25 protein-coding genes are annotated in these 23,910 nt (G+C 63.9%); 5 read left to right on the top strand and 20 right to left on the bottom strand.

Annotated features, from left to right (window positions below; translation table 11 throughout):
- Window positions 1-25: 25 nt before the first annotated feature.
- The 10 genes from FXB40_RS38260 to soxX form a co-directional block, all read right to left on the bottom strand.
- Entirely contained in the window at window positions 26-1,231 is a 1,206-nt protein-coding gene (locus FXB40_RS38260) for an MFS transporter (protein ID WP_148777439.1), read from the bottom strand.
- Between the two features lie 149 nt (window positions 1,232-1,380).
- Window positions 1,381-1,554 (bottom strand): hypothetical protein, encoded by a 174-nt coding sequence (locus tag FXB40_RS38255; RefSeq protein ID WP_187437430.1) that lies wholly within the window; start codon window positions 1,552-1,554, stop codon window positions 1,381-1,383.
- A gap of 88 nt (window positions 1,555-1,642) precedes the next feature.
- Window positions 1,643-2,683: an MBL fold metallo-hydrolase gene (locus FXB40_RS38250; protein WP_148777437.1), complete on the bottom strand. Its 1,041-nt coding sequence runs from the start codon at window positions 2,681-2,683 to the stop codon at window positions 1,643-1,645.
- 224 nt (window positions 2,684-2,907) lie between these two features.
- Complete coding sequence (locus FXB40_RS38245; RefSeq protein WP_148777436.1) at window positions 2,908-3,366, bottom strand: DsrE family protein; 459 nt, start codon at window positions 3,364-3,366, stop codon at window positions 2,908-2,910.
- A 2-nt stretch (window positions 3,367-3,368) separates the two neighbouring features.
- Complete coding sequence (gene soxB, locus FXB40_RS38240) at window positions 3,369-5,114, bottom strand: thiosulfohydrolase SoxB (RefSeq protein WP_148777435.1); 1,746 nt, start codon at window positions 5,112-5,114, stop codon at window positions 3,369-3,371.
- A gap of 50 nt (window positions 5,115-5,164) precedes the next feature.
- Entirely contained in the window at window positions 5,165-5,470 is a 306-nt protein-coding gene (locus FXB40_RS38235) for a hypothetical protein (RefSeq protein WP_148777434.1), read from the bottom strand.
- Window positions 5,467-6,330 (bottom strand): sulfur oxidation c-type cytochrome SoxA, encoded by an 864-nt coding sequence (soxA, locus tag FXB40_RS38230; RefSeq protein ID WP_187437459.1) that lies wholly within the window; start codon window positions 6,328-6,330, stop codon window positions 5,467-5,469. The genes FXB40_RS38235 and soxA overlap by 4 nt, the downstream gene beginning before the upstream one ends.
- Complete coding sequence (gene soxZ / locus FXB40_RS38225; RefSeq protein WP_148777432.1) at window positions 6,330-6,641, bottom strand: thiosulfate oxidation carrier complex protein SoxZ; 312 nt, start codon at window positions 6,639-6,641, stop codon at window positions 6,330-6,332. The genes soxA and soxZ overlap by 1 nt, the downstream gene beginning before the upstream one ends.
- 10 nt (window positions 6,642-6,651) lie before the next feature.
- Window positions 6,652-7,137: a thiosulfate oxidation carrier protein SoxY gene (gene soxY, locus FXB40_RS38220; protein ID WP_148777431.1), complete on the bottom strand. Its 486-nt coding sequence runs from the start codon at window positions 7,135-7,137 to the stop codon at window positions 6,652-6,654.
- A 22-nt stretch (window positions 7,138-7,159) separates the two neighbouring features.
- Complete coding sequence (gene soxX / locus FXB40_RS38215) at window positions 7,160-7,516, bottom strand: sulfur oxidation c-type cytochrome SoxX (RefSeq protein ID WP_187437429.1); 357 nt, start codon at window positions 7,514-7,516, stop codon at window positions 7,160-7,162.
- Window positions 7,517-7,740: 224 nt separating this feature from the next.
- Here soxX and FXB40_RS38210 point away from each other — a divergent pair, with 224 nt between their 5' ends.
- Complete coding sequence (locus FXB40_RS38210; protein WP_148777429.1) at window positions 7,741-8,415, top strand: DUF938 domain-containing protein; 675 nt, start codon at window positions 7,741-7,743, stop codon at window positions 8,413-8,415.
- 12 nt (window positions 8,416-8,427) lie between these two features.
- Here the strand turns inward: FXB40_RS38210 and FXB40_RS38205 are convergent, their stop codons facing one another.
- Window positions 8,428-10,503: a prolyl oligopeptidase family serine peptidase gene (locus FXB40_RS38205; protein WP_148777428.1), complete on the bottom strand. Its 2,076-nt coding sequence runs from the start codon at window positions 10,501-10,503 to the stop codon at window positions 8,428-8,430.
- A gap of 202 nt (window positions 10,504-10,705) precedes the next feature.
- Between FXB40_RS38205 and FXB40_RS38200 the strand changes: the two genes are divergently transcribed.
- Both FXB40_RS38200 and FXB40_RS38195 read left to right on the top strand, forming a co-directional pair.
- Complete coding sequence (locus FXB40_RS38200; protein ID WP_187437428.1) at window positions 10,706-11,953, top strand: MFS transporter; 1,248 nt, start codon at window positions 10,706-10,708, stop codon at window positions 11,951-11,953.
- A gap of 131 nt (window positions 11,954-12,084) precedes the next feature.
- On the top strand, window positions 12,085-13,323 hold the full coding sequence (locus FXB40_RS38195) for an MFS transporter (RefSeq protein ID WP_148777426.1): 1,239 nt from the start codon (window positions 12,085-12,087) through the stop codon (window positions 13,321-13,323).
- A gap of 119 nt (window positions 13,324-13,442) precedes the next feature.
- Here the strand turns inward: FXB40_RS38195 and FXB40_RS38190 are convergent, their stop codons facing one another.
- On the bottom strand, window positions 13,443-13,937 hold the full coding sequence (locus tag FXB40_RS38190; RefSeq protein ID WP_148777425.1) for a VOC family protein: 495 nt from the start codon (window positions 13,935-13,937) through the stop codon (window positions 13,443-13,445).
- 90 nt (window positions 13,938-14,027) lie between these two features.
- Window positions 14,028-14,573: a carboxymuconolactone decarboxylase family protein gene (locus FXB40_RS38185; RefSeq protein WP_148777424.1), complete on the bottom strand. Its 546-nt coding sequence runs from the start codon at window positions 14,571-14,573 to the stop codon at window positions 14,028-14,030.
- Between the two features lie 138 nt (window positions 14,574-14,711).
- On the opposite strand from FXB40_RS38185, the gene FXB40_RS38180 reads away from it, so the two are divergent.
- Together FXB40_RS38180 and FXB40_RS38175 are read left to right on the top strand one after the other, a co-directional pair.
- Window positions 14,712-15,926 (top strand): acyl-CoA dehydrogenase family protein, encoded by a 1,215-nt coding sequence (locus FXB40_RS38180; RefSeq protein WP_148777423.1) that lies wholly within the window; start codon window positions 14,712-14,714, stop codon window positions 15,924-15,926.
- A 139-nt stretch (window positions 15,927-16,065) separates the two neighbouring features.
- Window positions 16,066-17,205, top strand: a complete 1,140-nt coding sequence (locus tag FXB40_RS38175) for an acyl-CoA dehydrogenase family protein (RefSeq protein ID WP_148777422.1) — start codon at window positions 16,066-16,068, stop codon at window positions 17,203-17,205.
- A 231-nt stretch (window positions 17,206-17,436) separates the two neighbouring features.
- Here FXB40_RS38175 and FXB40_RS38165 read toward each other — a convergent pair whose 3' ends face one another.
- The 7 genes from FXB40_RS38165 to FXB40_RS38135 all read right to left on the bottom strand — a co-directional run bounded on the left by FXB40_RS38165 (window position 17,437) and on the right by FXB40_RS38135 (window position 23,906).
- Window positions 17,437-18,474, bottom strand: coding sequence for an amino acid ABC transporter substrate-binding protein (locus tag FXB40_RS38165; RefSeq protein WP_148777420.1), 1,038 nt, complete (start codon window positions 18,472-18,474; stop codon window positions 17,437-17,439).
- Between the two features lie 54 nt (window positions 18,475-18,528).
- The gene (locus tag FXB40_RS38160; protein WP_148777419.1) at window positions 18,529-19,122 is read right to left on the bottom strand and encodes a L,D-transpeptidase; all 594 of its coding nucleotides are present in this window, start codon (window positions 19,120-19,122) and stop codon (window positions 18,529-18,531) included.
- A gap of 404 nt (window positions 19,123-19,526) precedes the next feature.
- A complete protein-coding gene (locus FXB40_RS38155; protein WP_148777418.1) occupies window positions 19,527-20,501 on the bottom strand; it encodes a hypothetical protein in 975 nt (324 codons plus the stop codon).
- Window positions 20,502-20,585: 84 nt separating this feature from the next.
- Window positions 20,586-21,152 carry a thioredoxin family protein gene (locus tag FXB40_RS38150; protein WP_148777417.1) on the bottom strand — a complete coding sequence of 189 codons (567 nt, stop codon included), beginning with the start codon at window positions 21,150-21,152 and terminating at the stop codon, window positions 20,586-20,588.
- Window positions 21,153-21,182: 30 nt separating this feature from the next.
- On the bottom strand, window positions 21,183-21,881 hold the full coding sequence (locus FXB40_RS38145) for a cytochrome c biogenesis CcdA family protein (protein WP_148777416.1): 699 nt from the start codon (window positions 21,879-21,881) through the stop codon (window positions 21,183-21,185).
- Between the two features lie 305 nt (window positions 21,882-22,186).
- Window positions 22,187-22,798 carry a sigma-70 family RNA polymerase sigma factor gene (locus FXB40_RS38140; protein ID WP_148777415.1) on the bottom strand — a complete coding sequence of 204 codons (612 nt, stop codon included), beginning with the start codon at window positions 22,796-22,798 and terminating at the stop codon, window positions 22,187-22,189.
- A gap of 370 nt (window positions 22,799-23,168) precedes the next feature.
- Window positions 23,169-23,906 carry a response regulator gene (locus FXB40_RS38135; RefSeq protein WP_148777414.1) on the bottom strand — a complete coding sequence of 246 codons (738 nt, stop codon included), beginning with the start codon at window positions 23,904-23,906 and terminating at the stop codon, window positions 23,169-23,171.
- Window positions 23,907-23,910: the final 4 nt, after the last annotated feature.

Genomic DNA, 23,910 nt, shown 5'->3' with positions numbered 1-23,910 from the left:
GCCGGGACGACAGTCGAATTTGTAGCTACGCCTTGGCTTGCTTCCGCTCCGTGAACGGCGACAGCACGACGGTTGCGACCATGAAGATCACGGAGGCCCCGAACACCCAATGCGGCGCGCTCTGGTCCATGATCCAGCCGAACAGCAGCGGGCTGACGATGCCGCCGAGATTGAAGCCGGTGGAGACGATGCCGAAGGCGCGGCCGGCGGCACCCGGAGGCGCGGCATTGCGCACCAGCATATCTCGCGACGGCGCGATCACGCCGGAGAGGAAGCCCGCACTCGCCATCGTCGCGGTCAAGGCCCAGCCCGGCAGCGTGACCAGCGCGATCAGCAGCACGATGGCGGCATTCACGGCAAAGCAGGCGGCGGCGACATAGCCGTGGCGCTCGGTGTGGTCGGCGAGGAAGCCGCCCGCGAGCACACCCGCGGCGCTGGAGCCGAGGAACGCGGTCAGCGCGACGTTGGCGGCGGAGTAGGTCGCGCCGTAGCCGCTCATCAGCGCCACCACGCCGAAATTGTTGATGCCGGCGACCGACAGGCTGAGCAGCATGAACAGCGCGGTCAGCGTGATCAGCGCCGGCGTGATGACGGCCTGCTTCGGCATGTCCGCGTTGCCCGGCTTGGTCTTGTGCGCGCCGGCATCGGGAATGTTCATGGCGACCAGCAGCAGCGCCACCAGCACGCCGATCGCGCCTGATGCGATCAGCGCGCCGACGCCGCCGGACAATGTGATCAGTGCCGCGACGATCGCCGGCGCAACGGCGCCGCCAAAATAGCCGGCAAAGGTGTGGATCGAGAACGCGCGGCCCATCCGCGCCTCGTCCATGTGCTCGGCCAGGATCGCGTAATCCGCGGGATGATAGACGCTGTTGGCGAGGCCGAGCAGCACGGCGCAGGCGATCAGCGAGGTGTAGCTCAGATGCAGGCCGAGCATGATCAGCGCGAGCCCACCCAGCGTCAGTCCGCCGAGCAGGATTTTGCGCGCGCCAAAATGGTCGACGAGATAGCCGGTCGGCGCCTGCGTCAGCCCGGAGACGACGGCAGAGACGGTCAGCGCGAAGCCGAGCTCGACATAGCCGACGCCGAGCTGACCTTTAAGGAACGGGAACAGCATCGGCAGGACCAGCAGATGGAAATGGCTGACCCAATGCGCGATCGAAATCCCGGTCAGCGTGCGCAGCGCACTGTCCGCCTTGCCTTGTTGCGGTGCGGCGAGAACGTCGACCATTGCAGTTCCGATTCAGTCTCAGGAGGCGCGCAAACTATCGGGGACGGCGGTTATTTGTCCATGAACGCAGGCGCATGGCAGGTAGTGCGGGTGGGGGCGTGAGCATGAACGGTGGTGCAGCGAGGCACACTGAGGCGAGCTTCACCTCCTCACAACGGCTCGTCATCGTTCCCATAACGATCGCGCTTCGGCGTGGCGATGTCGCCGTCCTCGTCATCGTCGTCGGTGTCGGGCGGCGGCTTCGGCCTCTTCGCCTTGTCGTCCGCGGTTTTCGTCTTCGGCGGCGCGCCCGGCTTGGCGGTCGTATTCCCGGTCTTGGCCATGACTGATTCCGGATGGTGATGCGTCATCCGACCCTACCCGCAAATGCTCTGCGGTTCCTGACTTATCTCAAGCCCGCGACGATGAACGTCAGGCGTGCAGCACCGGCCCGCCCGCCTTCTTCCAGGCATCGATGCCGCCGGCGATGTGGGCGGTGTTGGAAAGGCCAGCCTCCTTGGCAGCGGCAACAGCCATCGCCGAGCGCTCGCCGAAGGCGCAGAAGAACACGACGCGGCGCCCCGTCGCGGCGGCGACCTCGCGCAGCATGCCGCCGGGCTTGAGGCTCTCCTCGACCGACGGATAGGGCGTGTGCAGCGCGCCTTCTAGCATGCCGTGCTTCATCCGCTCATTGCTCTCGCGCAGATCGACCAGCAGCATGTCCGGCCGGCCGAGCGAACGGATCGCTTCGATCGCGCTGAGCACGCGGCCCTCTTTCTCCAGCTCCTCCTGGTGCAGGCCGACATGCATGTTGGCGGGCACCGCCACGTCCATCATCTTCGGATTGGGCAGCTTCAGGTTCGCCATCAGCTCGATATATTCGTCGACCGAGCGCACCTGCAGTCGCGGATTGTAGCGCTTCTCCTCGCCGATGGTGGAGACGGTGTCGCCCTTGTAGTCGTGCGCCGGGAAGACCATCGTCTCATCCGGCAGCTTCAGCAGCCGGTTGAAGATCGACTCGTACTGCGCGCGCGACGAACCGTTCTGGAAATCGGTGCGGCCGGTGCCGCGGATCAAAAGCGTATCGCCGGTGAAGACGCGGTCGCCCATCAGATAGGAATAGGAATCATCGGTGTGGCCCGGCGTGTACATCACGTCGAGCGAGAGGCCCTCGATCGTCACCTTGTCGCCGTCGGCAACGCGCATGGCGACCACGTCCGCCTTGGTCTGGTCGCCCATCACGGTCATGCAATGGGTGCGGTCGCGCAGCTCGCCGAGGCCGGTGACGTGATCGGCGTGCAGATGGGTATCGACGGCCTTGACCAGCTTGAGGTCCAACTCGCGCAGCAGCTGGCAGTAGCGGTCGACCTTCTCCAGCACGGGATCAAGGATCAGCGCCTCGCCGCCGGGGCGGCTGGCAAGGACGTAGCTGTAGGTGCCCGAAACGCTGTCGAAGAGCTGGCGAAAGATCATGGCGGGATCCGGCGTGGAGTGGCTTCGAGGATTCTACTACACCGGGGGCCGACAAGAGAAGTAATGTACTGTTGAAATAAGAAAATTTAGAAGATTTTTATTGCGGGGGTGGGGATGGGTGGGGCGCTTGGGTCGATGGCCGGTCCCCCAAAACCGGTGTCGTCCCTGCACCCGTGCGCAATTGCGCACTAGGCAGGGACGACAGCGGAGGGTGCGGCTAAGACCTACGGCACCACCACCACATACCCATTCTCCGCCAGAAACAGGATCTGCCCGACGCCCACCTGCACCGGCGTCGCCGCCGGAATGAACTCCGGCCGCTTCCCGGTCTCCCGTTCGATCGTGTCGACCGTGTTGAGGCAGATGTCGAAGCGCACGCCCTGCGCGATCAGGCTCTCGACCTGCTTGCGGCGCTCGCTGCCGGACAGCAGCAGATCGATGCCGGGACCGAAGGCGACGACCTCGACCGCGATCTTGTCGGGGTCGTAGGCCTTCAGGAGGTTGTTGGCGACGCTCAGCACCAGCGCCTGCTTCTTCGCATCGCCGTCAGAGAGCTGCAGCACGATCTTGTGCTCGGCGAACGGCTTGTCCTGGAGCGGCACCTGCTGCGCAAAGGCGAGCGGCGCGGCCGCCCAGACGAGCAGCGCCAGCAGCATCGCGCGAAAAACTTGCGACGGCATCATCCCTATCCTGCAATGCCTGGATTGCCGTCGACGCCCTTGAGCGAGACGCCGGTGCCGAGGCGCTCCCGAAACATCCGGCCCGAGCGCAGATATTTGCCGACGACGTCCCACACCGGTGCGCCCTGCTGGCCGTTGACCGAGGCCCAGCCCGCGACCTTGTAGTGGCGGCTGGCGCTGAGCGCCTTGCCATTGGTGAGCTTGAGCTCGGAGATGCGGCTGCCGATCGCGTTGGTCGGGCTGCAGGTGTAGCTGAGCCCACCGGCGCGCACCATGTCGCCGCCCTGCTGGTAATAGGGATCGGGATTGAAGAGATTGTCGCAGATGTCTTCCAGCACGTCCTTGATCTCTGTGCCCGTCATCTCCTGCACATAGGTCTCGGGATAGGTGATCGCGGTTTCCGCCAGCACATCCTCCATGGTCAGCGGCTGGCCGGAGAGCGCGGTGATGCCCCAGCGGAAACCCGGTGACAGAGCGATCTCGGCGTCGAGCTCGCTGCGTAGCGCGGTGCAGATCAACTCGTCGATGGGGCCGGCGAAATTGTCGCGGCGATAGAGCAGCCGGTCGGGCGTTGCGATCTTGTCCACCCAGTCGGTCACGTGCGGCGCGCGCAGCTTTCCGATCAGCTCGGCCATTGCAGGGTCGGGCTTCAGCAGCTCGGAATACACCGGCAGCAGATGATACTTGACGTCGCTGACCTTGCCCTTGTCGAGCGCGAGATCAAGCACGCCCAAAAATTTCCCGTTGGAGCCGGCATTGGTGACGAGCGTCGTACCGCCAGCATTCTTCACGGCGATCGGTTGCGGCACGGCATCATGGGTGTGGCCGCCGAGGATGACATCGATGCCGGTGACGCGGCTTGCGAGCTTGAGGTCGACGTCTATGCCGTTGTGCGACAGCAGGATCACCGCATCGACCTTGTCGGCGCCGCGCAACGCATCGACATGCTTCTGCAGCTCTTCCTCGCGGATGCCGAAGGTCCAGTCCGGCGTGAAGCGCTTGGGATGCGCGATCGGCACGTAGGGAAAGGCCTGGCCGATGATCGCGACGCGATGGCCTCCGATCTCCCTGATGGTCGACGGCTTGAACACGCGCCCCGTCGCCTTGTCGAAGGCGGGGGCATCGTTGAACGCCGCTTCCTCGGTCAGGAAGACGTTCTGCGCCAGAAACTCGCCCTTGAAGTGCTCGAGATTCTCACGCAGCACCTGCTCGCCATAGGTGAACTCCCAATGCCCGGTCATCGCCTCGATGCCGAGCAGATTGGCGACCTCGACCATGTCGCGACCCTGCATGATGTTGGCGAGCCCGGTGCCCTGCCAGAGATCGCCGCCGTCGACCAGCATGGCGTGCTTGTCGCCGACATCACTGCGCAGGCGGTCGATCAGCGTCTTCAGATGGGCGAAGCCGCCGAGCTTGCCGAAGCGTCCGGCGGACTTCTCGAACTCGACAGAGGTGAAGGCATAGGCGTCGGCGCTGTCGGGCCGGATGCCAAAGTGCTCCAGGAAAGCGTGACCGACCAGATGCGGCGGCCGTCCCGTCATCTCGCCAATGCCGATATTGACGCTGGGCTCGCGGAAATAGACCGGGTTGAGCTGCGCATGCGTGTCGGTGAGATGCAGGATCCGCGCATTGCCGAACCGCTCGATGTCGTAAATGCTCGCGGTTTCGGTGCCGCGCGCAAACCGCGGCAGCACCAGCGATGCGGCAGCAATTGCTGAGCTCTTCAGGAAATCGCGGCGGCGGATCGCCATCCCTAATTCTCCGCGCCTATTCTCGGCAGTTCGACGGTTCCACTGTCATTCTAGCGGATTTCCATCGCCTTCCAGGTTTCTTTTTCAGAGGTCGCCTGGAAGACGGATGCTTTCGCCAGCGCTTCAGCCTCTTTTGCTGCGGCCACGGCACGGTCGAAATCGCCGCCATCGCCCGCCTTTTTGGCGGCTGCCAGCGTCGAGACGGTCGTGGTCCACTGGTTGCGCATGCCGGCTGCCTCCTTGGACGCAGCCTCCGCGGCAGCATAGGCCGCCTTGTAGTCTGCCTCGGTTGCCGCGCGCGCCATCGGCGCGAAGCTCAGGGCCAGCAACATGGCCAAGGTAAGTGACCGCTTCATGGCCGCGCTCCCGGTCCGGAAATCGGCAGGCCGTTGGCGACGTAGGAGAGGAAATATTCGACGTCGCGATATTCATCCGCCTGCGGCTCCAGCGGAACCGCGCGGGTCTGGCTGTTGCAGGTGATGAAGCGACGGCTGGTGGTGCCCATGCCACTCCATTCGGAGCGGTAGATCGGCAGCGCGTTGAGGATGCCGAGTGCCGGCGCCAGCACTTCAGCGCGGATGCGCTCGCCCGGGCTCTGCACATGGCAGCTCGCGCAGGAGAAGTTCATCTGACCGCGGCGGGTGTAGAAATAACGCTTGCCGTTCTCGAACGCTTCCAGCGCGCGGCGATCATCGGGAATCCTGATGTCCATCGCCTTGCCGCGCGAGGTGAAGGCCATGTACGCCGTGAGCGAGGCCATCTCGTCCTTGACGTAGGAGTAGGGCGCCTCGCCATTGGCCTCGCGGCAGCGATTGAGCGCGAGCTCCAGCGTGACGACCTTGCCTTCCCCAGTGTCGAAGTAGGGGTAGTTCTGGCGAATGCCGATGCCGCCGTTCGGGAAGCAATCGGCGTAGGTCTTGCCGTTCTTGAACGGCGTCGCAAACATCTCCTTGCCGGCATCGAGCGCAAACTCGTAGGGCGGAAATTCTTCCTTCTCCTGCCATTGCCGCTTCATGTCCTCATTCATGGAATAAGGACCGTTGACGAAATCCTCGTGCTTCACGTTCGGAAATTTCTGGAAGAAGAAGTTCTGGAACGCCTTGGCATCGGCGACGGGATCGACCTTGTCGGCCGCGACCACGCGCGGAGATGTGAGCGCAAACGCGACCAGCGCGGCGCTCAACGAACCAAGCAGGAGGGCAGTGCGGGCCTTCATCATGCGATCTTCGCGGTGGTCTCGTCAGACCCACCCTTGTTGTCGGTCCAGGAGATCTTCAAATCGTCACCCTTCTTGGCGCTCTTGAAGCTGAACTTGACGTAGGGGTCCTTGGAAATCGCGGTGCCCCAATTGGCGACGAAGACGTCCTTGCCGTTACATGCGAACTTCAGCTCCTGGATGTAGTGCGCAGGGATCAGCTCGCCCTTGGCGTCCTTGACCAGGCCGGTATCCATGGGGTGCTGGATCAGCGTCTGCACCTCGGTGATGTCGCCGTTGGATGTTGCGCGTACGCGAATGCTGGATGCCATGTTGATTCCTCTAACCGCCGCAGCCGCCCACGGTGACCTTCACTTCCTTGGTCGCGCTGTAGAGCTTGCCGTCGGCTTCCACGATTGCGGTCACGCTGCTGGTCTTCGCCATCTTCAGGCGATTGGCGACAGCGGGGATCGTGCCGTCAGGAATCTTGTAGCTTGCTGCGAGCGCGTTCGGGTTCTCGGCGACGAAGAACGAGATCGACGTGACCTTGTCGAGCGTCGTCGTCACCGAGATCGGCACCACGCCGCCATTCTCGGCGATCTCGGGTGCATCGAGCTTGATCTTGTCGGACGGCTCAGCGGTCTTGCCATAGAGGGCCTTGATCGCGTCGGCCTCGTTCTTCAGCTTGAACGCCTCTTCCGGATATTTGTCATTGGCCGCGGCGCGTGCGGGCGCGAACGGCAGATTGCCGAGGCCGATCAGCGCGACCGAGGCCGCGCCTTGAAGGATCAGGCGCCGCGTCGGATGAGGGCCGGTATGTGTGGTCATCTCAAATCTCCTGGGCCCGCCATTACAGCGTCTGCAGGAAATCAACGATCGCGCTGATCTCCTGGTCGGTCAAAAGCCGGTTGCGGCCGAACGGCGGCATCATGGTCTGCGGATTGCGCTTGGTCTCGTCGAACAGGATCGCGACCAGCTCGTTGCGGTCGGGGTATTTGGCCTTGATGTCCTTCAGCTCCGGCCCGATCGTGCCCGGCAAATCGCCGCCCTTGATGACGTGACAGGTCAGGCAATTGCCCTTGCCGCGGTCGAACGCGAGCTTTTCGCCCTCCGCGATTGCGGACTGCGCACCAGCCGGGTGCGCGGCGAGGCCCGTGAGGACGACCAGCGCGAGGAGCAGGGCGGGCTTGCGAGGAAAGGCGGTCAAGGCGTCGTTCCGAGGCTTAAGATATCTGCAAAAGATAGTGTTCAAAAGCACAAAGGGCATGCCCTGACAATCAAGACTATGCAGGGCGCAAAATGGCGTTAATATCTTTTGCATTGCAACTGAAGAGATAAATCGTTCATCAAGCCGGCTTCAACCGGCAAAGTCTGGGGGCGTTTTGCCCTCGTTGCGTTTTGGTCTGCTTTCTCGTTTTCCGGGGACATGAATTGGCTGAATATGTCGTTGAATTTGGCAGGGACGGCGGGAGGGTCGAATCCGACGGCCGTCTCGATGCGCCGGCCTTCCATCGCAATCACGAACCGCTCTGGGCGGCGCTCGGAAAGCACCTCGCGGGACGGTCGGGCGACGTGGTCGAGGTCGGCAGCGGAACCGGCCAGCACGTGGTCCATTTCGCCCGCCATACGCCTGATCTCGTCTGGTGGCCGAGCGATCTCAACCAGCGCCATGTGAAGAGCATCGAGGCCTGGCGCGTGCATTCGGGCCTGTCCAATGTCCGCTCGCCGTTGCGGATCGATCTTGTCGATCCCGACTGGTGCCCGGAGATGAAGAGCGGGCGGGGGCCGAATAATCTGGCCGCCGTGTTCTGCGCCAACGTCATTCACATCGCACCATGGACCGTGGCCGAAGGCCTGTTCGCCGGCGCCGGCCGTTACTTGCGGTCCGACGGCCAGCTTTTCCTCTACGGCCCGTTCAAGCGCGACGGCAAGCACACCGCACTCAGCAACGCCGTGTTCGACACCTCCTTGCGCGAAGGCAATCCCGACTGGGGCGTGCGCGACGTCGGCGATGTCGAGGCGCTCGCACGTGGTGCGGGGCTTCGTCTCATCGATACCATCGACATGCCCGCAAACAATCTGACGCTGGTGTTTGGGCGCGGGTGAGGCGCGACGCCCTCACACCTCGCCGTCCCGCCACCCGATCTTCTCCTTCAAGAACTGAAATCCCAGCACCTGGAAGCCGGCGCGTTCCTTGTTGTCCTTGCCGTAGCCGTGGCCGCCGGCGGCCGGCTCGTAGAACCAGGCCTCATAGCCCATCGCCTGCAGCTTTGCCGCCATCTTGCGCGCGTGGCCGGGATGGACGCGGTCGTCGCGTCGTGTGGTGGCAATCAGGATCGGCGGATAGGGCTGGCCGGGCTTTGCGTTGTGGTAGGCGGAGTAGGTCTTCAGCCACTCCCATTCCTCGGGCTTGTCGGGATCGCCATATTCCGCGATCCAGCTCGCGCCGGCGAGCAGCTTTGTGTAGCGGCGCATGTCGATCAGCGGGATGGTGCAGAACAACGCGCCGAAGCGCTCGGGGTATCGCACCAGCATGTTGGTGATGAGGATGCCGCCGTTCGATCCGCCTTGGGCGGCGATACGTTTTGGCTGCGTCACGCCGCGGCGCACGAGATCGGCAGCAACTGCTGCGAAATCATCATGCGACAGCTTCTTGCCGGCGTATCGCCCCGCATCGTGCCAGCGCGTACCGAACTCGCCGCCGCCGCGCAAATTCGCCTGCACCGTGGTGCCGCCGCGCTCCAGCCAGAGCTTGCCGAGCGACGAATTGTATTGCGGCTTCACCGCGAGACCGAAGCCGCCATAGGCGCTCATATAGACCGGCGCATCGCCGGTCTCGCCGGCGGGACCGGTCTGGACATAGGGAATGCGCTCGCCGTCGATCGAGATCGCCTCGTGCTGCGTGACGACGAGGCCGTCAGCGTTGAACGTCTTCGGCGCCTGCTTCAGCACCGTCGGACTTTCGACGCCGCGCTCGATCAGCATCAGCGACGGCGGCGTGAGCGGATCCTGCACATTGGCGAGCAGGTCACCATTGCTCTCGGATTCGTGGTGATCGAAGCGCCAGACATCGACGACGCCGATCCCGGGGAGCCCGCGCAGGGTTTCGCGGCTCCAGCCCGAGGCCGACGGCGTGCAGATCTCGAACACCGGCCGCAGCTCGTCGAGAATGGACAGCAGCAGCTTGCCGTCGGCCCAGGAAAATCCCTGGAGCGCGCGGCGCGCGCCTGGTGCGAAGACGACGGTGAAGTTGCGATCTCCGGCGAGAAAGGCCGACAGCGAAATGCCAAGCACGCTGTCCGCGGTATGGGTGACGCCGGCCACGCTCCAAGCCGAGCGCAGCTTGATCGCGAACCAGTCACGGTGAGCCTGCAGCCAGATATCGGAGGGAAGGTCGAGCTTGACGGTCGCGCCGGTTTCGGTGCCCAGCCAGACGTCGAACTTGAAGAAGTCGAGCCGGTCGATGAACCAGAACCGAGGCGCCTCGCCGGTGCGGTCGACGTCGCAGGATGCGCTCATGCGATCCGGCGTGGTTTCGAAGACCACGCGAGCATTCTCGACAGGCTCGCCGCGCCGCCACAACCGCACCGTCCGCGAATAGCCGGAGCTCGTCGCCATGTCGTCGCCTCCATAAGCGCTCGACAACAGCAGCGTGTCGGCATCGACCCAATCGACGCCGCCCTTGGCTTCCGGCAGCGTGAAGCCTCCGGCAACGAAGCTCTTCGTGTTGAGGTCGAACTCGCGCAAGGTGACGGCGTCGCTGCCGCCGCGCGACAGGCTCAGGATCGTCTGCGGCGCGTCGCCCGGAAACGAGCTCGACCAATTTAGAAGCCAGTCCTCGCCTTCTTCCGCCGCGAGTTTGTCGATGTCGAGCAGCGTCTCCCAGGACGTCTCGGGCTTGCGAAATTCCGCCATCGTGGTTCGCCGCCACAGGCCGCGCGGGTTTTTCGCGTCCTTCCAGAGATTGTAGAGCAGGCCGTCGCTGCGGCTGACATAGGGAATGTTGTCCGATCGGTCGTAGATCGCGGCAAGGATGTCGGTGTCGCGTTCGAACGCCGCGCCGCCGAATTTGTCCAGCGTCAGGCGGTTCTGCTGCTCGACGAAATCGAGCGCGCGGGCGCCTTCGACCTCCTCCAGCCAGAGCCAGGGATCGTCGTCGGGAGCGCTGAGCGTAGGCCGGTTATCGACGGACATGAACGGACTCCCTGAGATCGCGCGGCGGATAGGATTTGATCGAGCGCAAGCCGTCAAGAGCGCGGTGCGGTATGGTCCATCCGATTGCGTCAGAGGCATGGCCTGCGCCCGTTTGCGCCGGTTGCCCGCCCTCCCGCGCCCCTCCATAGTGCCGGGAATCACCAAGGCTTTTACTTAAAAGACCCTGCGGGCGGAAATGCCGATGTTAGATGTGACTTCAGCCGATGAGATTGCCGACGACGTCCGCGTGCGTAGCAATGTGGTGCGCCTCGCTGCCGCCCAGGCGCTGACTGGCGCCAACTCGGCGGTGATCTTCGCCACCGGCTCGATCGTCGGCGCCACGCTCGCGCCCGATATGTCGTTCGCGACCGTGCCGATCTCGATGTATGTGGTGGGCCTCGCCGCCGGCACGCTGCCGACCGGTGCGATCTCGCGCCGCTTCGGCCGTCGCGCGGCCTTCGTTGTCGGCACCGGCCTCGGCACGCTCACCGGTCTCATCGGCTCGTTCGCGATCCTGCACGCCTCGTTCGCGCTGTTCTGTCTAGCGACCTTCCTCGGCGGCCTCTACGGCTCGGTGGCGCAATCCTATCGCTTCGCAGCCGCCGACGGCGCCAGCGCGGCCTATCGGCCTAAGGCCGTGTCGTGGGTGATGGCGGGTGGCGTGTTCGCCGGCGTGCTCGGTCCGCAGCTGGTGCAATGGACCATGGACATCTGGTCGCCCTATCTGTTCGCCTTCAGCTTCCTGGTTCAGGCGGCGGTCGCGCTGGTCGCGATGGGCATCGTTGCCGGCGTCGACATGCCGAAGCCGGCCCCTGCCGATCTGCATGGCGGACGGCCGCTGCTCACCATCGTGACCCAGCCGCGCTTCATCGCAGCAGCCCTTTGCGGCGTCATCTCCTATCCCATGATGAATTTGGTGATGACCTCGGCGCCGCTCGCCATGAAGATGTGCGGGCTGAGCCTGTCCGATTCCAATTTCGGCATTCAATGGCACATCGTCGCCATGTACGGCCCGAGCTTCTTCACCGGCGCGTTGATCGCCCGCTTCGGCGCGCCGAAGATCGTTGCCGCAGGTCTACTGCTGGAAGCGGGCGCCGCCACCATCGGCCTCTCCGGCATCACGGCGATGCATTTCTGGGCCACGCTGATCGTGCTCGGTATCGGCTGGAATTTCTCCTTCATCGGCGCGTCCGCGCTGGTGCTGGAGACCCATCGCCCGCAGGAGCGCAACAAGGTGCAGGCGTTCAATGATTTCCTGGTGTTCGGGATGATGGCGATCGGCTCGTTCTCATCGGGACAGCTGCTTGCGAATTACGGCTGGTCCGCGGTGAACATGGTGGTGTTCCCGCCGGTGTTGCTCGGTCTCGCCGCGCTCTCGCTCGCCTCCTTTGCCCGCCGCCGCAAGGCGCGGCTGGAATCGGCGATGGGCGAGTTCCCGGACGCGATTTAAGTTTGGCAGGAGGCTGTCAGCAACGTTGATACTTCGATCGCTGTCGAAGTGATTTTCTGATCCCACATCGCTACATGATGGTCGTCATGGACAGAAGATCGCAACGCGGGGAACACGAAGGAGAAGCGCAAATGCTCGACAATCCCCGGCATACCTCGCGAATCGACGAATCCTCGCTCCGCTACGAAGGCTGGCGCATCGTCGCCGTCTGCTTCCTGCTTGCGACCTTCGGCTGGGGGCTCGGCTTCTACGGCCAGAGCGTCTATGTCGCCGAACTGCAGCGCGCGCGGGGCTGGCCGGCCTCGCTGATCTCGTCCGGCACCACGTTCTTCTATCTGTTCGGCGCACTGCTGGTCGTCTTCGTCGGCGAGGCCGTCAGAAAATATGGCCCGCGGCTTTGTCTCATCGCCGGCACGCTGGCGATGGCGGCCGCAGCGGTCGCGATCGGCGCGGTGCGCGAGCCCTGGCAGCTTTATCTGGCCGATGCCGTGCTCGCCTTCGGCTGGGCCGGCACCAGCCTCGCCATGATCACCAACACGATCAGCCTCTGGTTCGACCAGAAGCGCGGCATGGCGATCAGCCTGGCGCTGAACGGCGCCAGTTTTGGCGGCATCGTCGGCGTGCCGCTGCTGGTGACGATGATCAGTCATATCGGCTTCGGAAACGCGATGTTCGCCACGTCCGCAGCCATGCTGGTGCTGCTCCTGCCGGTGATCTTGCTGGTCGTCGGTCGGCCGCCCGACCTCCATGGCTGCCATGGCGCGGCGAAAGCAAAGCCGCAATCATCGGCAGAGATCCGCTCGCGCGCGCTGCGCGATATCGGATTCCTCACGGTGACGATTGCCTTCGCGCTGGTGCTGTTCGCGCAGGTCGGCTTCATCGTGCACCTGATCTCGTTCCTCGATCCCATCATCGGCCGCGAACGTGCCGCCGTCGCAGTCGCGGTGCTCACTGCGATGGCGGTGATCGGCCGTGTGCTGTTCTCGATGGTGATCGACCGCCTCAACCAGCGGCTGGCGTCGGCGCTGTCGTTCCTGAGCCAGGCGGTCGCGTTGTGCGTCGTCATCAATCTGCACAATGACTATGTGCTGATCACAGCCTGCGCGGTGTTCGGCTTCTCCGTCGGCAATCTCATCACGATGCCGTCGCTGATCGTGCAGCGGGAATTCGACTCCGCCTCGTTCGGCGTGCTGATCAGCCTGAACACCGCGATCAACCAGGTGACCTACGCGTTCGGCCCCGGGGTGGTCGGGGCCTTGCGCGATTTCTCCGGCGGGTATGCGCTGCCGTTCTATCTCTGTATTGCGCTGGAGGTGGTGGCTGCGGCGTTGATCATGGTGCGGGGAAGGCCAAAAGCGCGGCTCTCGTAGGGTGGCAAAGGCGCTTAGCGCCGTGCCCACCACCTGTCTCCGTCGCGAGAGATGGTGGGCACGCTTCGCTTTGCCCACCCTACGCAACTGCGCTCGCAATGACGGGGAGAGAACGGAGTTTACCCTTCCCGCTGTTTCAGCAACCCTTCAACATCCAGCCTCTTGGTAAACATCGCAAGCTTCCCATCCGGCCCGAACGGCCATTGCTCCCGCGGCTTGTCCCAATACAGCTCCACGCCGTTCTCATCGGGATCACGCAGATACAGCGCCTCGGACACGCCGTGGTCACTGGCGCCATCGAGAGCAATGCCGGCCGTCAGCACCCGGTGCAGCGCGTCCGCCAGCGCCGGCCGGGTCGGATAGAGGATCGCGGTGTGAAACAGCCCTGTCGTGCCTGGCGGCGGCGGCGAGCCGCCCTTGCTCTCCCAGGTGTTGAGCCCGATATGGTGGTGATAACCGCCGGCCGAGATGAAGGCCGCGCCCAAGCCCATCCGCTGCATCAGCTCGAAGCCGAGCACGCCGCAATAGAAGCCGAGCGCGCGATCGAGATCGGCGACCTTGAGATGGACGTGGCCGATCCTTGTGCCGGCGGCGACGGCAGGGGCTTGCGACATGTGGATGCTCCGTTGGTCTGCTCCAGATAGGCCCGGTTTCGGGACAGCGCTACGGCCCTATCCCGAAACCCATCGTTTCCGGATGCGAAACTATGACAGCTCCGGCACCTCGCCCTCGGGCAGTTCGAACTCAAAGGTGTTCAGCGTCATCGACACCATCGTGTAATAGCCGCACAGGCCAATCACCTCGACGACGCCGCGCTCGCTCAGCAGCTTCACCGCCTCATCGTAGAGCCCCTTCTCCACGCCGTGGCCCTCATGCAGCGACTTCGCGACGTCGTAGATCATCTTGCCCTTGGGATCGTCGAACTCCGGCGTGCGGCGATCGCGGATCGCGTCAATGATGTCAGGCTTCATGCCGCCGGCGAGCGCGAGGCGCTTGTGCGCATACCATTCGTAATGCGCGGTCCAGTGCCGCGCCGTCACCAGGATCGCGATCTCCGAAAGCTTTGCCGGAAAGATCGTGTCGTAGCGCAGGACTTCGCCGAGCCGCGTGGCGTGACGGGCCATGTCGGGACTGTTGAGCCAGGCCATCATCGGCGCCGGAGGCTTGCCGCGCTTGCCGGTAATCGACTCGTCATAGGTCTGCCGCTGGCTCTCGTTCATTTCGCCAGGCGAAAGAAGTTTCAGGCGCATTCTCGTTTCCTCTTTGTTTTCAAGCACCGTCGCGGCCGCGACTATAGCGGATGACGGGCTGCGGAAGTGGTTGAATTCCACAGTGCGATGGCCCAGAGTCGCGCCCAACAAGTCGATTGTGATTGATGGAAACGACCAATGACTGACCCCAAAACCAGTGAAGCTGAGAACGACGATCTCGAAACATTCCGCGGCGAAACGCGCGCCTGGCTCGAGGCCAACTGTCCGCCGGAAATGCGTAAGCCCGCGACGTCGGACACCGACGTGTTCTGGGGCGGACGCAACGCAAAGTTCTCGTCCGAGCCGCAACGCATCTGGTTCGAGCGCATGCGCGACAAGGGCTGGACCGTGCCGGACTGGCCGAAAGAATACGGCGGCGGTGGCCTCAGCGCCGCCGAGCACAAGGTGCTGCGTTCCGAGATGGCCAGGATGGGCGCGCGTCCGCCGCTGTCGAGCTTCGGCATCTGGATGCTTGGGCCGGCGCTGCTGAAATACGGCAACGAGGCGCAGAAGAAGGAGCATCTGCCGAAAATCGCGGCGGGCCTGATCCGCTGGTGCCAGGGTTATTCCGAGCCGAACGCCGGCTCCGATCTTGCTTCGCTGCAGACCCGCGCCGAAAGCGACGGCGAAGATTTCGTCATCACGGGTTCGAAGATCTGGACCTCCTACGCCAACTACGCCGACTGGATCTTCTGCCTGGTGCGCACCGACTCGGCCGCGAAGAAGCACGACGGCATCAGCTTCATCCTGTTCGACATGACGTCCAAGGGCGTGACGACCAAGCCGATCCTTCTGATCTCCGGCTATTCGCCGTTCTGCGAGACCTTCTTCGACGGCGTCCGCGTGCCGAAGTCGCATGTGGTTGGCACCGTCAACCGTGGCTGGGACGTCGCAAAATATCTGCTCCAGCACGAGCGTGCGATGATCTCGGGCATGGGCGAGCGCGGTGTCGGCCGTCCGCTCGGCCAGATCGCGGCCGACTCGGTCGGTACCGATCCGCAAGGCAAGCTCGATGATTCCATGCTGCGTGGCCGGATCGCGAGCTTCGACGTCGACGAAGCCGCGCTTGCGGCCTGCGCCGAGCGCGCCGTCGATCTCGCCAAGGCCGGACAAGCGCATCCGGCGTTCTCGTCGGCGATGAAATATTACGGCACCGAGCTCAACAAGCGCCGCTACGAGATTTTGATGTCGGCCGGCGGCGTCGATGCGCTGGAATGGGAGAGCGAGCGTTCGCGCCAAGGCGCCCGCCCGCGCGCCTGGCTGCGGACCAAGGCCAACTCGATCGAGGGCGGCACCACCGAGGTCATGCTCGGCATCGTCGCCAAGCGCATCCTGGATTTGCCGGGGGCTTGAGGCGCAGTCCTCATCCTGAGGAGCGGCCGCAAGGCCGCGTTTCGAAGGATGGCCTCGTGGTTCGAGACGGCGCTAACGCGCCTCATCACCATGAGGGTCACCACTGAATTCAATCGAACAGAACCTTGTTGGAGCCCACATGGCCCTCGTCCTCACCGAAGAACAATCGATGCTCCGCGATAGCGCGCGCGGGCTGATCAGCGACAAGGCGCCGGTGTCGCACCTGCGATCTTTGCGCGATAGCAAAGATCCCACCGGCTTCTCGAAGGAGCTGTGGCACTCCTTCGCCGAGATGGGCTTTGCCGGCCTGCTGGTGCCGGAAGAGTTCGGCGGTAGCGGTCTCGGTTTCATGGAAGCCGGGATCGTGATGGAGGAGATCGGCCGCACCTTGATGCCGTCGCCCTTCCTCGCCACCAGCGTGGTCGCTGCCTCGGCGCTGAACCGTGGCGGCAATGTCGCGCAGAAATCGGAGTACCTGCCAAAAATTTCCAACGGCTCGCTGCTCGCGACGCTTGCGATCGATGAGGGCGTAAAGCATCGCCCGCTGCAGACGAATCTGCAGGCCGTGCGCGCCGGCAACGGTTTCAAGCTCTCGGGTGCCAAGGCGCTCGTCGTGGACGGCCACGTCGCCGATCTCTTCATCGTTGCCGCGCGCACCGCCGGCTCCGCCGGCGAGCGCGACGGCCTGACGCTGTTCCTGGTCAACCCCAGGGCCAAGGGCGTCGCGGTCGAGCGCACCATCATGGTCGACGCGCACAACGCGGCGCGCATCGAGCTCGCCAATGTCGAGGTCAATGCCGATAGTGTGCTCGGCGAGGTCGATCAGGGTGCCGTCTTGCTCGACGGCGTGCTCGATATCGGCCGCGGCGCTGTGGCTTCCGAAATGGTGGGCCTGAGCGAGGAAGTCTTCAATCGCACCGTCGAGTATCTCAAGAACAGAAAGCAGTTCGGCAAGCTGATCGGCGAATTCCAGGCGCTGCAGCACCGCGCCGCCGAGCTCTATGTCGACATCGAGATCACCCGCGCCGCCACGATGAAGGCGCTGCAGGCGTTGGATGCTGATATCGCCAAGGCCGCCTCAGCCGTCGCCGTGGCAAAGGCGCGCGCCGGCACCACCGCCACCCGCGCGGTGCAGGAAGGCGTGCAGATGCATGGCGGCATGGGCATGACCGACCAGTTCGACATCGGCTTCTTCATGAAGCGCGCACGCGTGTGCGAGGAGCTGTTCGGCGATGCGAACTACCACACCGAGCAGCTGGCGAAGGCGCGGGGGTATTGAGCTCGTAGCCCGGATGGAGCGCAGCGAAATCCGGGAAAGTCCTTCTGTGACGTGAAGGCCCCGGATTGCACTGCGCTCCATCCGGGCTACGGCAGATGAGAGGGCGGTAAGTGCCCGTCCCGAACTCGTCATTGCGAGGAGCTCTTGCGACGAAGCAATCCAGAATCTTTCCTCGGAGGCAGTCTGGATTGCTTCGCTTCGCTCGCAATGACGCGGCTAGAGCCGTCGCCCTTACCTCACCGGCGGTGCATACTGCACGCCACCCGCGTTCCACAGCTGGTTCATGCCGCGCGGAATCTTCAGCTGCGACTTGTCGCCGATATTGCGCTCGTACATCTCGCCGTAATTGCCGACGCGGCGGATGATGCGCACGGCCCAGTCCTTGGTCAGGCCGAGCTGCTCGCCATAATTACCCTCGGTGCCGACCAGCCGCATCACTTCCGGCTTCTTCGACTTCAGGGCGTCGTCGATGTTCTCCGAGGTGACGCCGAGCTCTTCGGCGTTGATCATGGCGTAGAGCGTCCATTTCACGATCATCATCCAGTCGTCGTCGCGCTGGCGCACGACGGGGGCGAGCGGCTCCTTGGAGATCATGTCGGGCAGGATCATGTGGTCGCCGGGCTTGGACATGTTCAACCGCAGCGCATAGAGCTGCGAGACGTCGGCGGTGAGCGTGTCGCATTTGCCGGTGTCGTAGGCCTTCACCACGTCTTCCAGCTTGTCGAACTTCACCAGCTCATACTTCATGTTGTTGGCACGGAAGTAGTCGGCGAGGTTGAGCAGCGTGGTGGTGCCTGATTGCACGCAGACCTTGCTGTCGGCGAGGTCCAGCGACGTCTCCTTGTTGCGGGAGCGCGGCACCATAAAGCCTTCGCCGTCGTAATAGGCGACGGCCGGGAAGTAGAGATCGTAGTCGAGCTCACGCGACATGCTCCAGGTCGAGTTGCGCGAGAGGATGTCGACCTTGCGGCTCTGCAATTCCTTGAAGCGCTCGCTGGCGTCGAGCGGCACGAAGCGCGCCTTGCTCGGGTCGTCGAAGATCGCGGCCGCCACTGCGCGGCAGAAATCGACGTCGAAACCGGTCCAGTTGCCCTTGTCGTCGGGGATCGAGAAGCCCGGCAGGCCCTTGTTGACGCCGCACAGCACTTCGCCGCGGCGCACCGTGCGCTTCAGCGTGCGGGTGTCGTAGAATTCGTAGGTGATGGCGAAGGCGGCGACCAGCACGGCGACCGCGAGCCCGATCAGCAGGCCGCCTCGAAATGTGCGCATCATGTTGCTCTCTCGAATCAATCGGGAAAAGGAATTCTGGAAGAGGCGGGATATTTAGAGTTCAGGCTTCTGCCGGATGACCACTTTGGTTCCGACCGGGACGCGATCGTAGAGATCGGCGACGTCATTGTTGACGAGACGGAAGCAGCCCGAGGACACCTTGGTGCCGATCGTATCGGGACGGTTGGTGCCATGGATGCGGTAGACGGTGGTGCCGAGATACATGGCGCGGGCGCCGAGTGGATTGCCGGGGCCGCCGGCCATGAAGCGCGGAAGATAGGGCTGGCGCTGGATCATCTCCGGCGGCGGCGTCCAATCCGGCCACTCCTTCTTGTTGGTGATGTTCACCAGCCCCTGCCACTGAAAACCGTCGCGGCCGACGCCGATGCCGTAGCGGATCGCGCGTCCACCGGGCTGCACCAGATAGAGGTGGCGCTCGGTGGTCGAGATAATGATGGTGCCCGGCGCTTCGGTCGTACGGTAGTAGACGACCTGCTTCTGCCATTCCGGATCGAGCTCATAGCTGTCATCGGCGATCAGGCCCGGCTCGTCGCCGCGGTCCGGCTGCTGGGCGAAGGCCTGCGGCGCGGACAGGATCAGGCCGATCGCAGCCACAAACGCCCCGGTCAGGCGACGAAAATCCGTCATTTCAAGCTCTCCCAGCTGCCCCAGCGCAAATCGTCAGGAACCATCTGAACTCAGGGGCAGCTTCGTGGCAAGTTCAAGGCGCGCCCGTCTGGTATGTCACGAGAATGCTTTGGTTTTTTGACGAAGCCCGGCAATCCATGAACGGGGGATGGCGCGAAAAGCACAGATTGCTACCGCGAAGGTGGTGCGCTCCCTCCCCCGCTTGCGGGGGAGGGTCGGGGAGAGGGTGCTTCCGCAATGGGACACTCCCGATGCGGAGAGAGCCCTCACCCGGCGCTACGCCAGAGCCAAGGCCTCGGCCTTGGCGTCTCTTAAAAGCACGGCCGCCGAAGGCGGCCCATACCTCTCCCGCAAGCGGGAGAGGCTCAGACTGAACGCGCGGTGAGGTCAACTTCGCCAACAGGTCATATCTGACTGGCCTCCGCCCCAATCCCAAGCCGCCGGACGATCTCGGCGCCCACGGCGCGGGCCTCGTTGCGCGAGCCGATTCGGGGGCTGCGAAACCTCCGCCCCGACTGCAATCGGATCGCCACGATGCAGTGCTCGTCCTCGGACCGGCCGCGGCGTTCGATCGTGATCGCTTTCACGTTCTGCCCTTCGATATGGTCGGCCCGCATCTCGCCATTGCCCCGCAGGCGTTCGACGCGGATATCGCCCTCGCGGATGATCCAGAAGGCGCCGGTGACGAGATTGGCAAATCTGTAGACCGCGAGCGCGGCGACCACGCCAAGCGGCAGCAGCATGATGTCGATCCAATTGGGCGGCAAACCGCGCCAGAGCCTGTAGGCGTAAGGCGCGACGCTCAGTGCAACCGCGATCAAGGCCGCGATCCGGATGTCTCTCTGCGAAAACGGTTCGACGGGGTCGCCAAGACGCATCTCGGGGTTGCTGGCATCGAGCGGATTGACGGGGGCTTCGACGTCGGGAACGTCGAATTGCGCGGCGATCCGCGCCACGGTGTCGCGCACATGCGTGACGTCGGAGAGAGGCGGGGAGGTCAGGCGCTCGCCCGAGGCCAGCGTGAAGGCCAGCTGGAAGCGGGCTTTTGCGGTTTTGCTGCCGGGAACCTGAAGTCCTGTGATGTCGTCTTTCGTGACGATCCTGGTCTGCAGCTTCCCGAACGGACGTTGCCGTCCGATCAGGATTTCATCCGGCGTGATGATCCACACCACCGCCGGCGCCAGCATGATGACGCCGACGAAGGCCGCGCCCGCCAGTAGCGCGACCACGGAGATGATCACTTCGATGATGTCGTGCGTGAACAGGCCGGGCGTGAAACACAGCGCAACGGCCGCCGCAGGGCCGGCCACGACCAGCCGCTGCGCGATCGAGGAGCCTTCGCGAAGGCGGATGTCGTTGCTGGTGGTCGCGTCGTCCATTGCAGCGGCTGATTTGCGTCGCGGCGAACCTCCACGGAGGGGGCCGTGGAGTCAAGCAACAACGCAAAGCCGCAGCAGGCGGCATCAGCTGCTGGCGTTCAGCAGCCTGGCCACCGTGCGGTCGATCTCGTCATAACGGCCTTCGCCTTCGTGCTGGAACACGATCTTGCCGCTCTGGTCGATGATGTACTGCGCTGGCCAATATTGGTTGCGGTAGGCGTTCCAGGTTTGGGAATCATTGTCCTGCGCAACGGGATAGGTGATGCCGTGGCGCTTCAGTGCGGCCTGCACGTTGGACGCCGAGCGCTCGAACGGGAATTCCGGCGTGTGCACGCCGACTACGACGAGGCCTTTATCCTTGTACTTGGCGTAGAGATCGGTGACGTGCGGCAGTGTGTTGACGCAGTTGACGCAGCCATAGGTCCAGAAGTCGACCAGCACGACCTTGCCGCGGAGGTCGGCGATGTTCAGCGGCTTCGAGTTGAACCAGTTGCTGATGCCGGCGAAGTCGGGCGCGGTCGTCGTTTGGCTTGCGGCAGCGACCTTGACCAGCGCGGCGGGCGTGGCCTCGTCGCAGAAGCCGGGGATGACGGCGCCGGTGACGGCGAAGCCGATCAGTGCGGCGGAGACGGCGAGCAGTTTGAAGGTCATGGACTTGTTCTCCGTTGAGAGGTGAAGCGATCACAGGCCGATCTGGCCGGTGGGGTAGAAGCCGGTGAGCCACGCCACGATCAGCGTGTCGTATTGGAAGTAGGCGGCGAGCGCGAAGGCGATCACGACCACGCCAAAGCCCTGCTGCAGCCGCGGCGAGATCCGCGCGAGACTGCGCACGCGTGTGGTCGCGGCCTGTCCGCCATAGGCGATCGCCAGCATCGGGATCGCAGCACCGATCGCGTAGGCGACCAGCAGCGTGCTGGCCCAGGGCAGACTCTTCGAGGTCGCGACCAGCGTCAGGATCGAGCCGAGCACCGGGCCGGCGCAGGGCGTCCAGACCAGGCCCAGCGTCGTCCCGAGCACGAGACCGCCGAGCGCGCTCTCGCGCTGCATGCCGCCCGCATTGCCGAGATTGAGCCAGCCATTGAGCCGGATCGACAGCCATTCGAACGGCGCCGGCCACAGCATCAACAGGCCGAAGCCGATCAGCAGGATCGACGCCGCCTCGCGCAGCACATTCGGATCGAAATCGAACAACCGCGTCAGCGCGCCGAGCAGCAGCGCGACCGCGGAGAAGGACACGACGAAGCCGAGCGCGATCATCGCGGGGCGAAGATGCGAGGTGCGTCCGATCGAGGCGCCGAGCAGGATCGGCAACATCGGCAGCGTGCAGGGGGCCGCGATGGTGAGGATGCCGGCGAGGACAGCGAAGAGGAGTTCGAGCATGGGGCACTCGTGATGGGGGTCACGAGGGCAGTTCGGGATGGGGGCGGGGATCGTTACGCGGTGTCACGCGCTCGTGACGGGGGAGACGCTTACCCAGCCCCAAATACAAAACGACCCGGAGGGGGGCATCCCGTCCGGGTCGTTGGAGGTCTTGGGAGGTTTAACGAAACCGTATGCGATCTTTATAGGGCCGAAGTTTTTCCGCCTGATGTTGTGGTTTGTTTCATTTGTTTCGTCGGTGGTAACGCTTTCGTGTCCCGGGATGGGGCCGGTGAGCCGGTCCTATCACATTGAAATCCCTGATCTTAGGCGGCGAAGCGGTCGACGCCGCAATTCTTAAGCAGATCGGCGAGCTGCTTGCGGGCGTAGAACATCCGGGTCTTCACCGTGCTCTGGGGGATACCGATGATCTGCCCGACCTCCTCCACCGACTTCTCATGGTAGTAGACGAGGGTAATGATCTCGCGATGCGCGGGTGACAGTTTTTGCACGCAGGCGCGCAGGATGGCGCTGGTGTCGCTGCGGTCGAGCGAGGTCTCGGGCGTGTCGCAACTGTCCGGGATCTGGCGCACATCTTCCTGGTCGATATCCTCGAACCGGCGCTGGCGCATTGCGGTCAGCGCCTTGAAGCGGGCGATCGAGAGCAGCCAGGTCGAGACCTGCGAGCGGCCCTGGAACTGGCCGGCGGTCCGCCACACGTCCAGGAACACCTGGCTGACCAGGTCTTCGGCCGTGGTCGCATCACGCACGATGCGGAGAATGAAGCGGTAAACCCGCACGTTGTGACGGCAATAAAGGATGTGCATGGACGTCCGGTTGCCGTCGGCAATGCTCTCCAGGAGCATGTCGTCCGAGGTCGCCTGAGCGGCAATGATGCTCTGGCTGGCTTGGGCGTTGATGGCGATGACGTTCGGCATTGACTTAGCTCCCCGGTGCGCCGCAACCGAGCGGCGTTTCCTTGGACCAAAGTGTTAATGAGCCAACGTTTCGGGACGTCTGCACGAAAAGGGGAAAATGGTTTCGTGCGCCACCAAATTGTTTCGTCGGACAAGCCGCGACGAAACATTCGGACCAAAAAAGCGTGGAATTTCAATGTGTGGAAAATACGGTATCGGCGATTTGGACTAGGCGGAACGAATTTCCGGGTCTTGCGTTCGCCGCGCGCCACACACATCGGTGCCGTGGGCAAAGGCGCACTTCGCGCCGTGCCCACGATCTTTCTGCAGATGCTGTGAGAATGGTGGGCACGCTTCGCCGTTGCCCACCCTACGGCACCTGGTGACGCGTCTACGCCTTCTCGCCCGCGGGCGAGAACAGATAGCCGCCGCCGCGGATGGTGCGGATCACGGCGGGCTTGGTCGGGTCGGGCTCGATCTTGCGGCGGATGCGCATGATGCGGAGATCGACGGCGCGGTCGAAGGCTTCGGCGTCGCGCGCATTGGCCAGCTCCAGCAGGCGCTCGCGCGACAGCACGCGCTTCGGATTGGCCGCAAACACCTTGAGCAGTCCGAATTCGGACGCGGTCAAAGGATGCTCGTTGCCCTCGTCGTCGCGCAGGGCCTGGGCCTCGAGGTCGAGCCATTTGGTGCCGAAGCGCACCAATTGATCCTTGTCCGATTTCGCGGGCGCCGTCTCAGCGCTGGCGGCTTTCGCCGGCGCGCTCCGCCGCAGCACCGAGCGAATGCGCGCCATCAATTCACGCAGCTCACAGGGTTTTGCGACGTAATCGTCGGCGCCGAGCTCGAGGCCGACGACGCGGTCGATCGGGCTCGCGGTCGCCGTAAGCATGATGACGGGAACGTTGATGCGGCTCTTGAGGTCGCGGATGATCGAGAGGCCGTCTTCCTCGGGCATGTTGAGGTCGAGCACGACGAGGTCGGGCATGCTGCCGTCGATCGCGGTGCGCAAGCTCTTTCCGCCATCGCACAGCGTCACGGTGAAGCCGTGCATCTTGAGGTAATCGCCGACCATCTCCCGGGCCGGGGCCTCGTCGTCGACGATCATGATGTGCTGGCTTTGTGTCATGTCA

This window comes from Bradyrhizobium rifense, assembly GCF_008123425.1.
In the GTDB taxonomy this organism is placed as follows: domain Bacteria; phylum Pseudomonadota; class Alphaproteobacteria; order Rhizobiales; family Xanthobacteraceae; genus Bradyrhizobium; species Bradyrhizobium rifense.
This window is presented reverse-complemented; position numbering and strand designations above follow the sequence as displayed.

What these genes read in the sequence shown, in the direction of transcription:
- FXB40_RS38260 (WP_148777439.1), bottom strand. Translation starts at nt 1,231, where the DNA reads ATGGTCGACGTTCTCGCCGCACCGCAACAAGGCAAGGCGGACAGTGCG.
- FXB40_RS38255 (WP_187437430.1), bottom strand. Translation starts at nt 1,554, where the DNA reads ATGGCCAAGACCGGGAATACGACCGCCAAGCCGGGCGCGCCGCCGAAG.
- FXB40_RS38250 (WP_148777437.1), bottom strand. Translation starts at nt 2,683, where the DNA reads ATGATCTTTCGCCAGCTCTTCGACAGCGTTTCGGGCACCTACAGCTAC.
- FXB40_RS38245 (WP_148777436.1), bottom strand. Translation starts at nt 3,366, where the DNA reads ATGATGCCGTCGCAAGTTTTTCGCGCGATGCTGCTGGCGCTGCTCGTC.
- soxB (WP_148777435.1), bottom strand. Translation starts at nt 5,114, where the DNA reads ATGGCGATCCGCCGCCGCGATTTCCTGAAGAGCTCAGCAATTGCTGCC.
- FXB40_RS38235 (WP_148777434.1), bottom strand. Translation starts at nt 5,470, where the DNA reads ATGAAGCGGTCACTTACCTTGGCCATGTTGCTGGCCCTGAGCTTCGCG.
- soxA (WP_187437459.1), bottom strand. Translation starts at nt 6,330, where the DNA reads ATGAAGGCCCGCACTGCCCTCCTGCTTGGTTCGTTGAGCGCCGCGCTG.
- soxZ (WP_148777432.1), bottom strand. Translation starts at nt 6,641, where the DNA reads ATGGCATCCAGCATTCGCGTACGCGCAACATCCAACGGCGACATCACC.
- soxY (WP_148777431.1), bottom strand. Translation starts at nt 7,137, where the DNA reads ATGACCACACATACCGGCCCTCATCCGACGCGGCGCCTGATCCTTCAA.
- FXB40_RS38205 (WP_148777428.1), bottom strand. Translation starts at nt 10,503, where the DNA reads ATGTCCGTCGATAACCGGCCTACGCTCAGCGCTCCCGACGACGATCCC.
- FXB40_RS38200 (WP_187437428.1), top strand. Translation starts at nt 10,706, where the DNA reads ATGTTAGATGTGACTTCAGCCGATGAGATTGCCGACGACGTCCGCGTG.
- FXB40_RS38195 (WP_148777426.1), top strand. Translation starts at nt 12,085, where the DNA reads ATGCTCGACAATCCCCGGCATACCTCGCGAATCGACGAATCCTCGCTC.
- FXB40_RS38190 (WP_148777425.1), bottom strand. Translation starts at nt 13,937, where the DNA reads ATGTCGCAAGCCCCTGCCGTCGCCGCCGGCACAAGGATCGGCCACGTC.
- FXB40_RS38185 (WP_148777424.1), bottom strand. Translation starts at nt 14,573, where the DNA reads ATGCGCCTGAAACTTCTTTCGCCTGGCGAAATGAACGAGAGCCAGCGG.
- FXB40_RS38180 (WP_148777423.1), top strand. Translation starts at nt 14,712, where the DNA reads ATGACTGACCCCAAAACCAGTGAAGCTGAGAACGACGATCTCGAAACA.
- FXB40_RS38175 (WP_148777422.1), top strand. Translation starts at nt 16,066, where the DNA reads ATGGCCCTCGTCCTCACCGAAGAACAATCGATGCTCCGCGATAGCGCG.
- FXB40_RS38165 (WP_148777420.1), bottom strand. Translation starts at nt 18,474, where the DNA reads ATGCGCACATTTCGAGGCGGCCTGCTGATCGGGCTCGCGGTCGCCGTG.
- FXB40_RS38160 (WP_148777419.1), bottom strand. Translation starts at nt 19,122, where the DNA reads ATGACGGATTTTCGTCGCCTGACCGGGGCGTTTGTGGCTGCGATCGGC.
- FXB40_RS38155 (WP_148777418.1), bottom strand. Translation starts at nt 20,501, where the DNA reads ATGGACGACGCGACCACCAGCAACGACATCCGCCTTCGCGAAGGCTCC.
- FXB40_RS38150 (WP_148777417.1), bottom strand. Translation starts at nt 21,152, where the DNA reads ATGACCTTCAAACTGCTCGCCGTCTCCGCCGCACTGATCGGCTTCGCC.
- FXB40_RS38145 (WP_148777416.1), bottom strand. Translation starts at nt 21,881, where the DNA reads ATGCTCGAACTCCTCTTCGCTGTCCTCGCCGGCATCCTCACCATCGCG.
- FXB40_RS38140 (WP_148777415.1), bottom strand. Translation starts at nt 22,798, where the DNA reads ATGCCGAACGTCATCGCCATCAACGCCCAAGCCAGCCAGAGCATCATT.
- FXB40_RS38135 (WP_148777414.1), bottom strand. Translation starts at nt 23,906, where the DNA reads ATGACACAAAGCCAGCACATCATGATCGTCGACGACGAGGCCCCGGCC.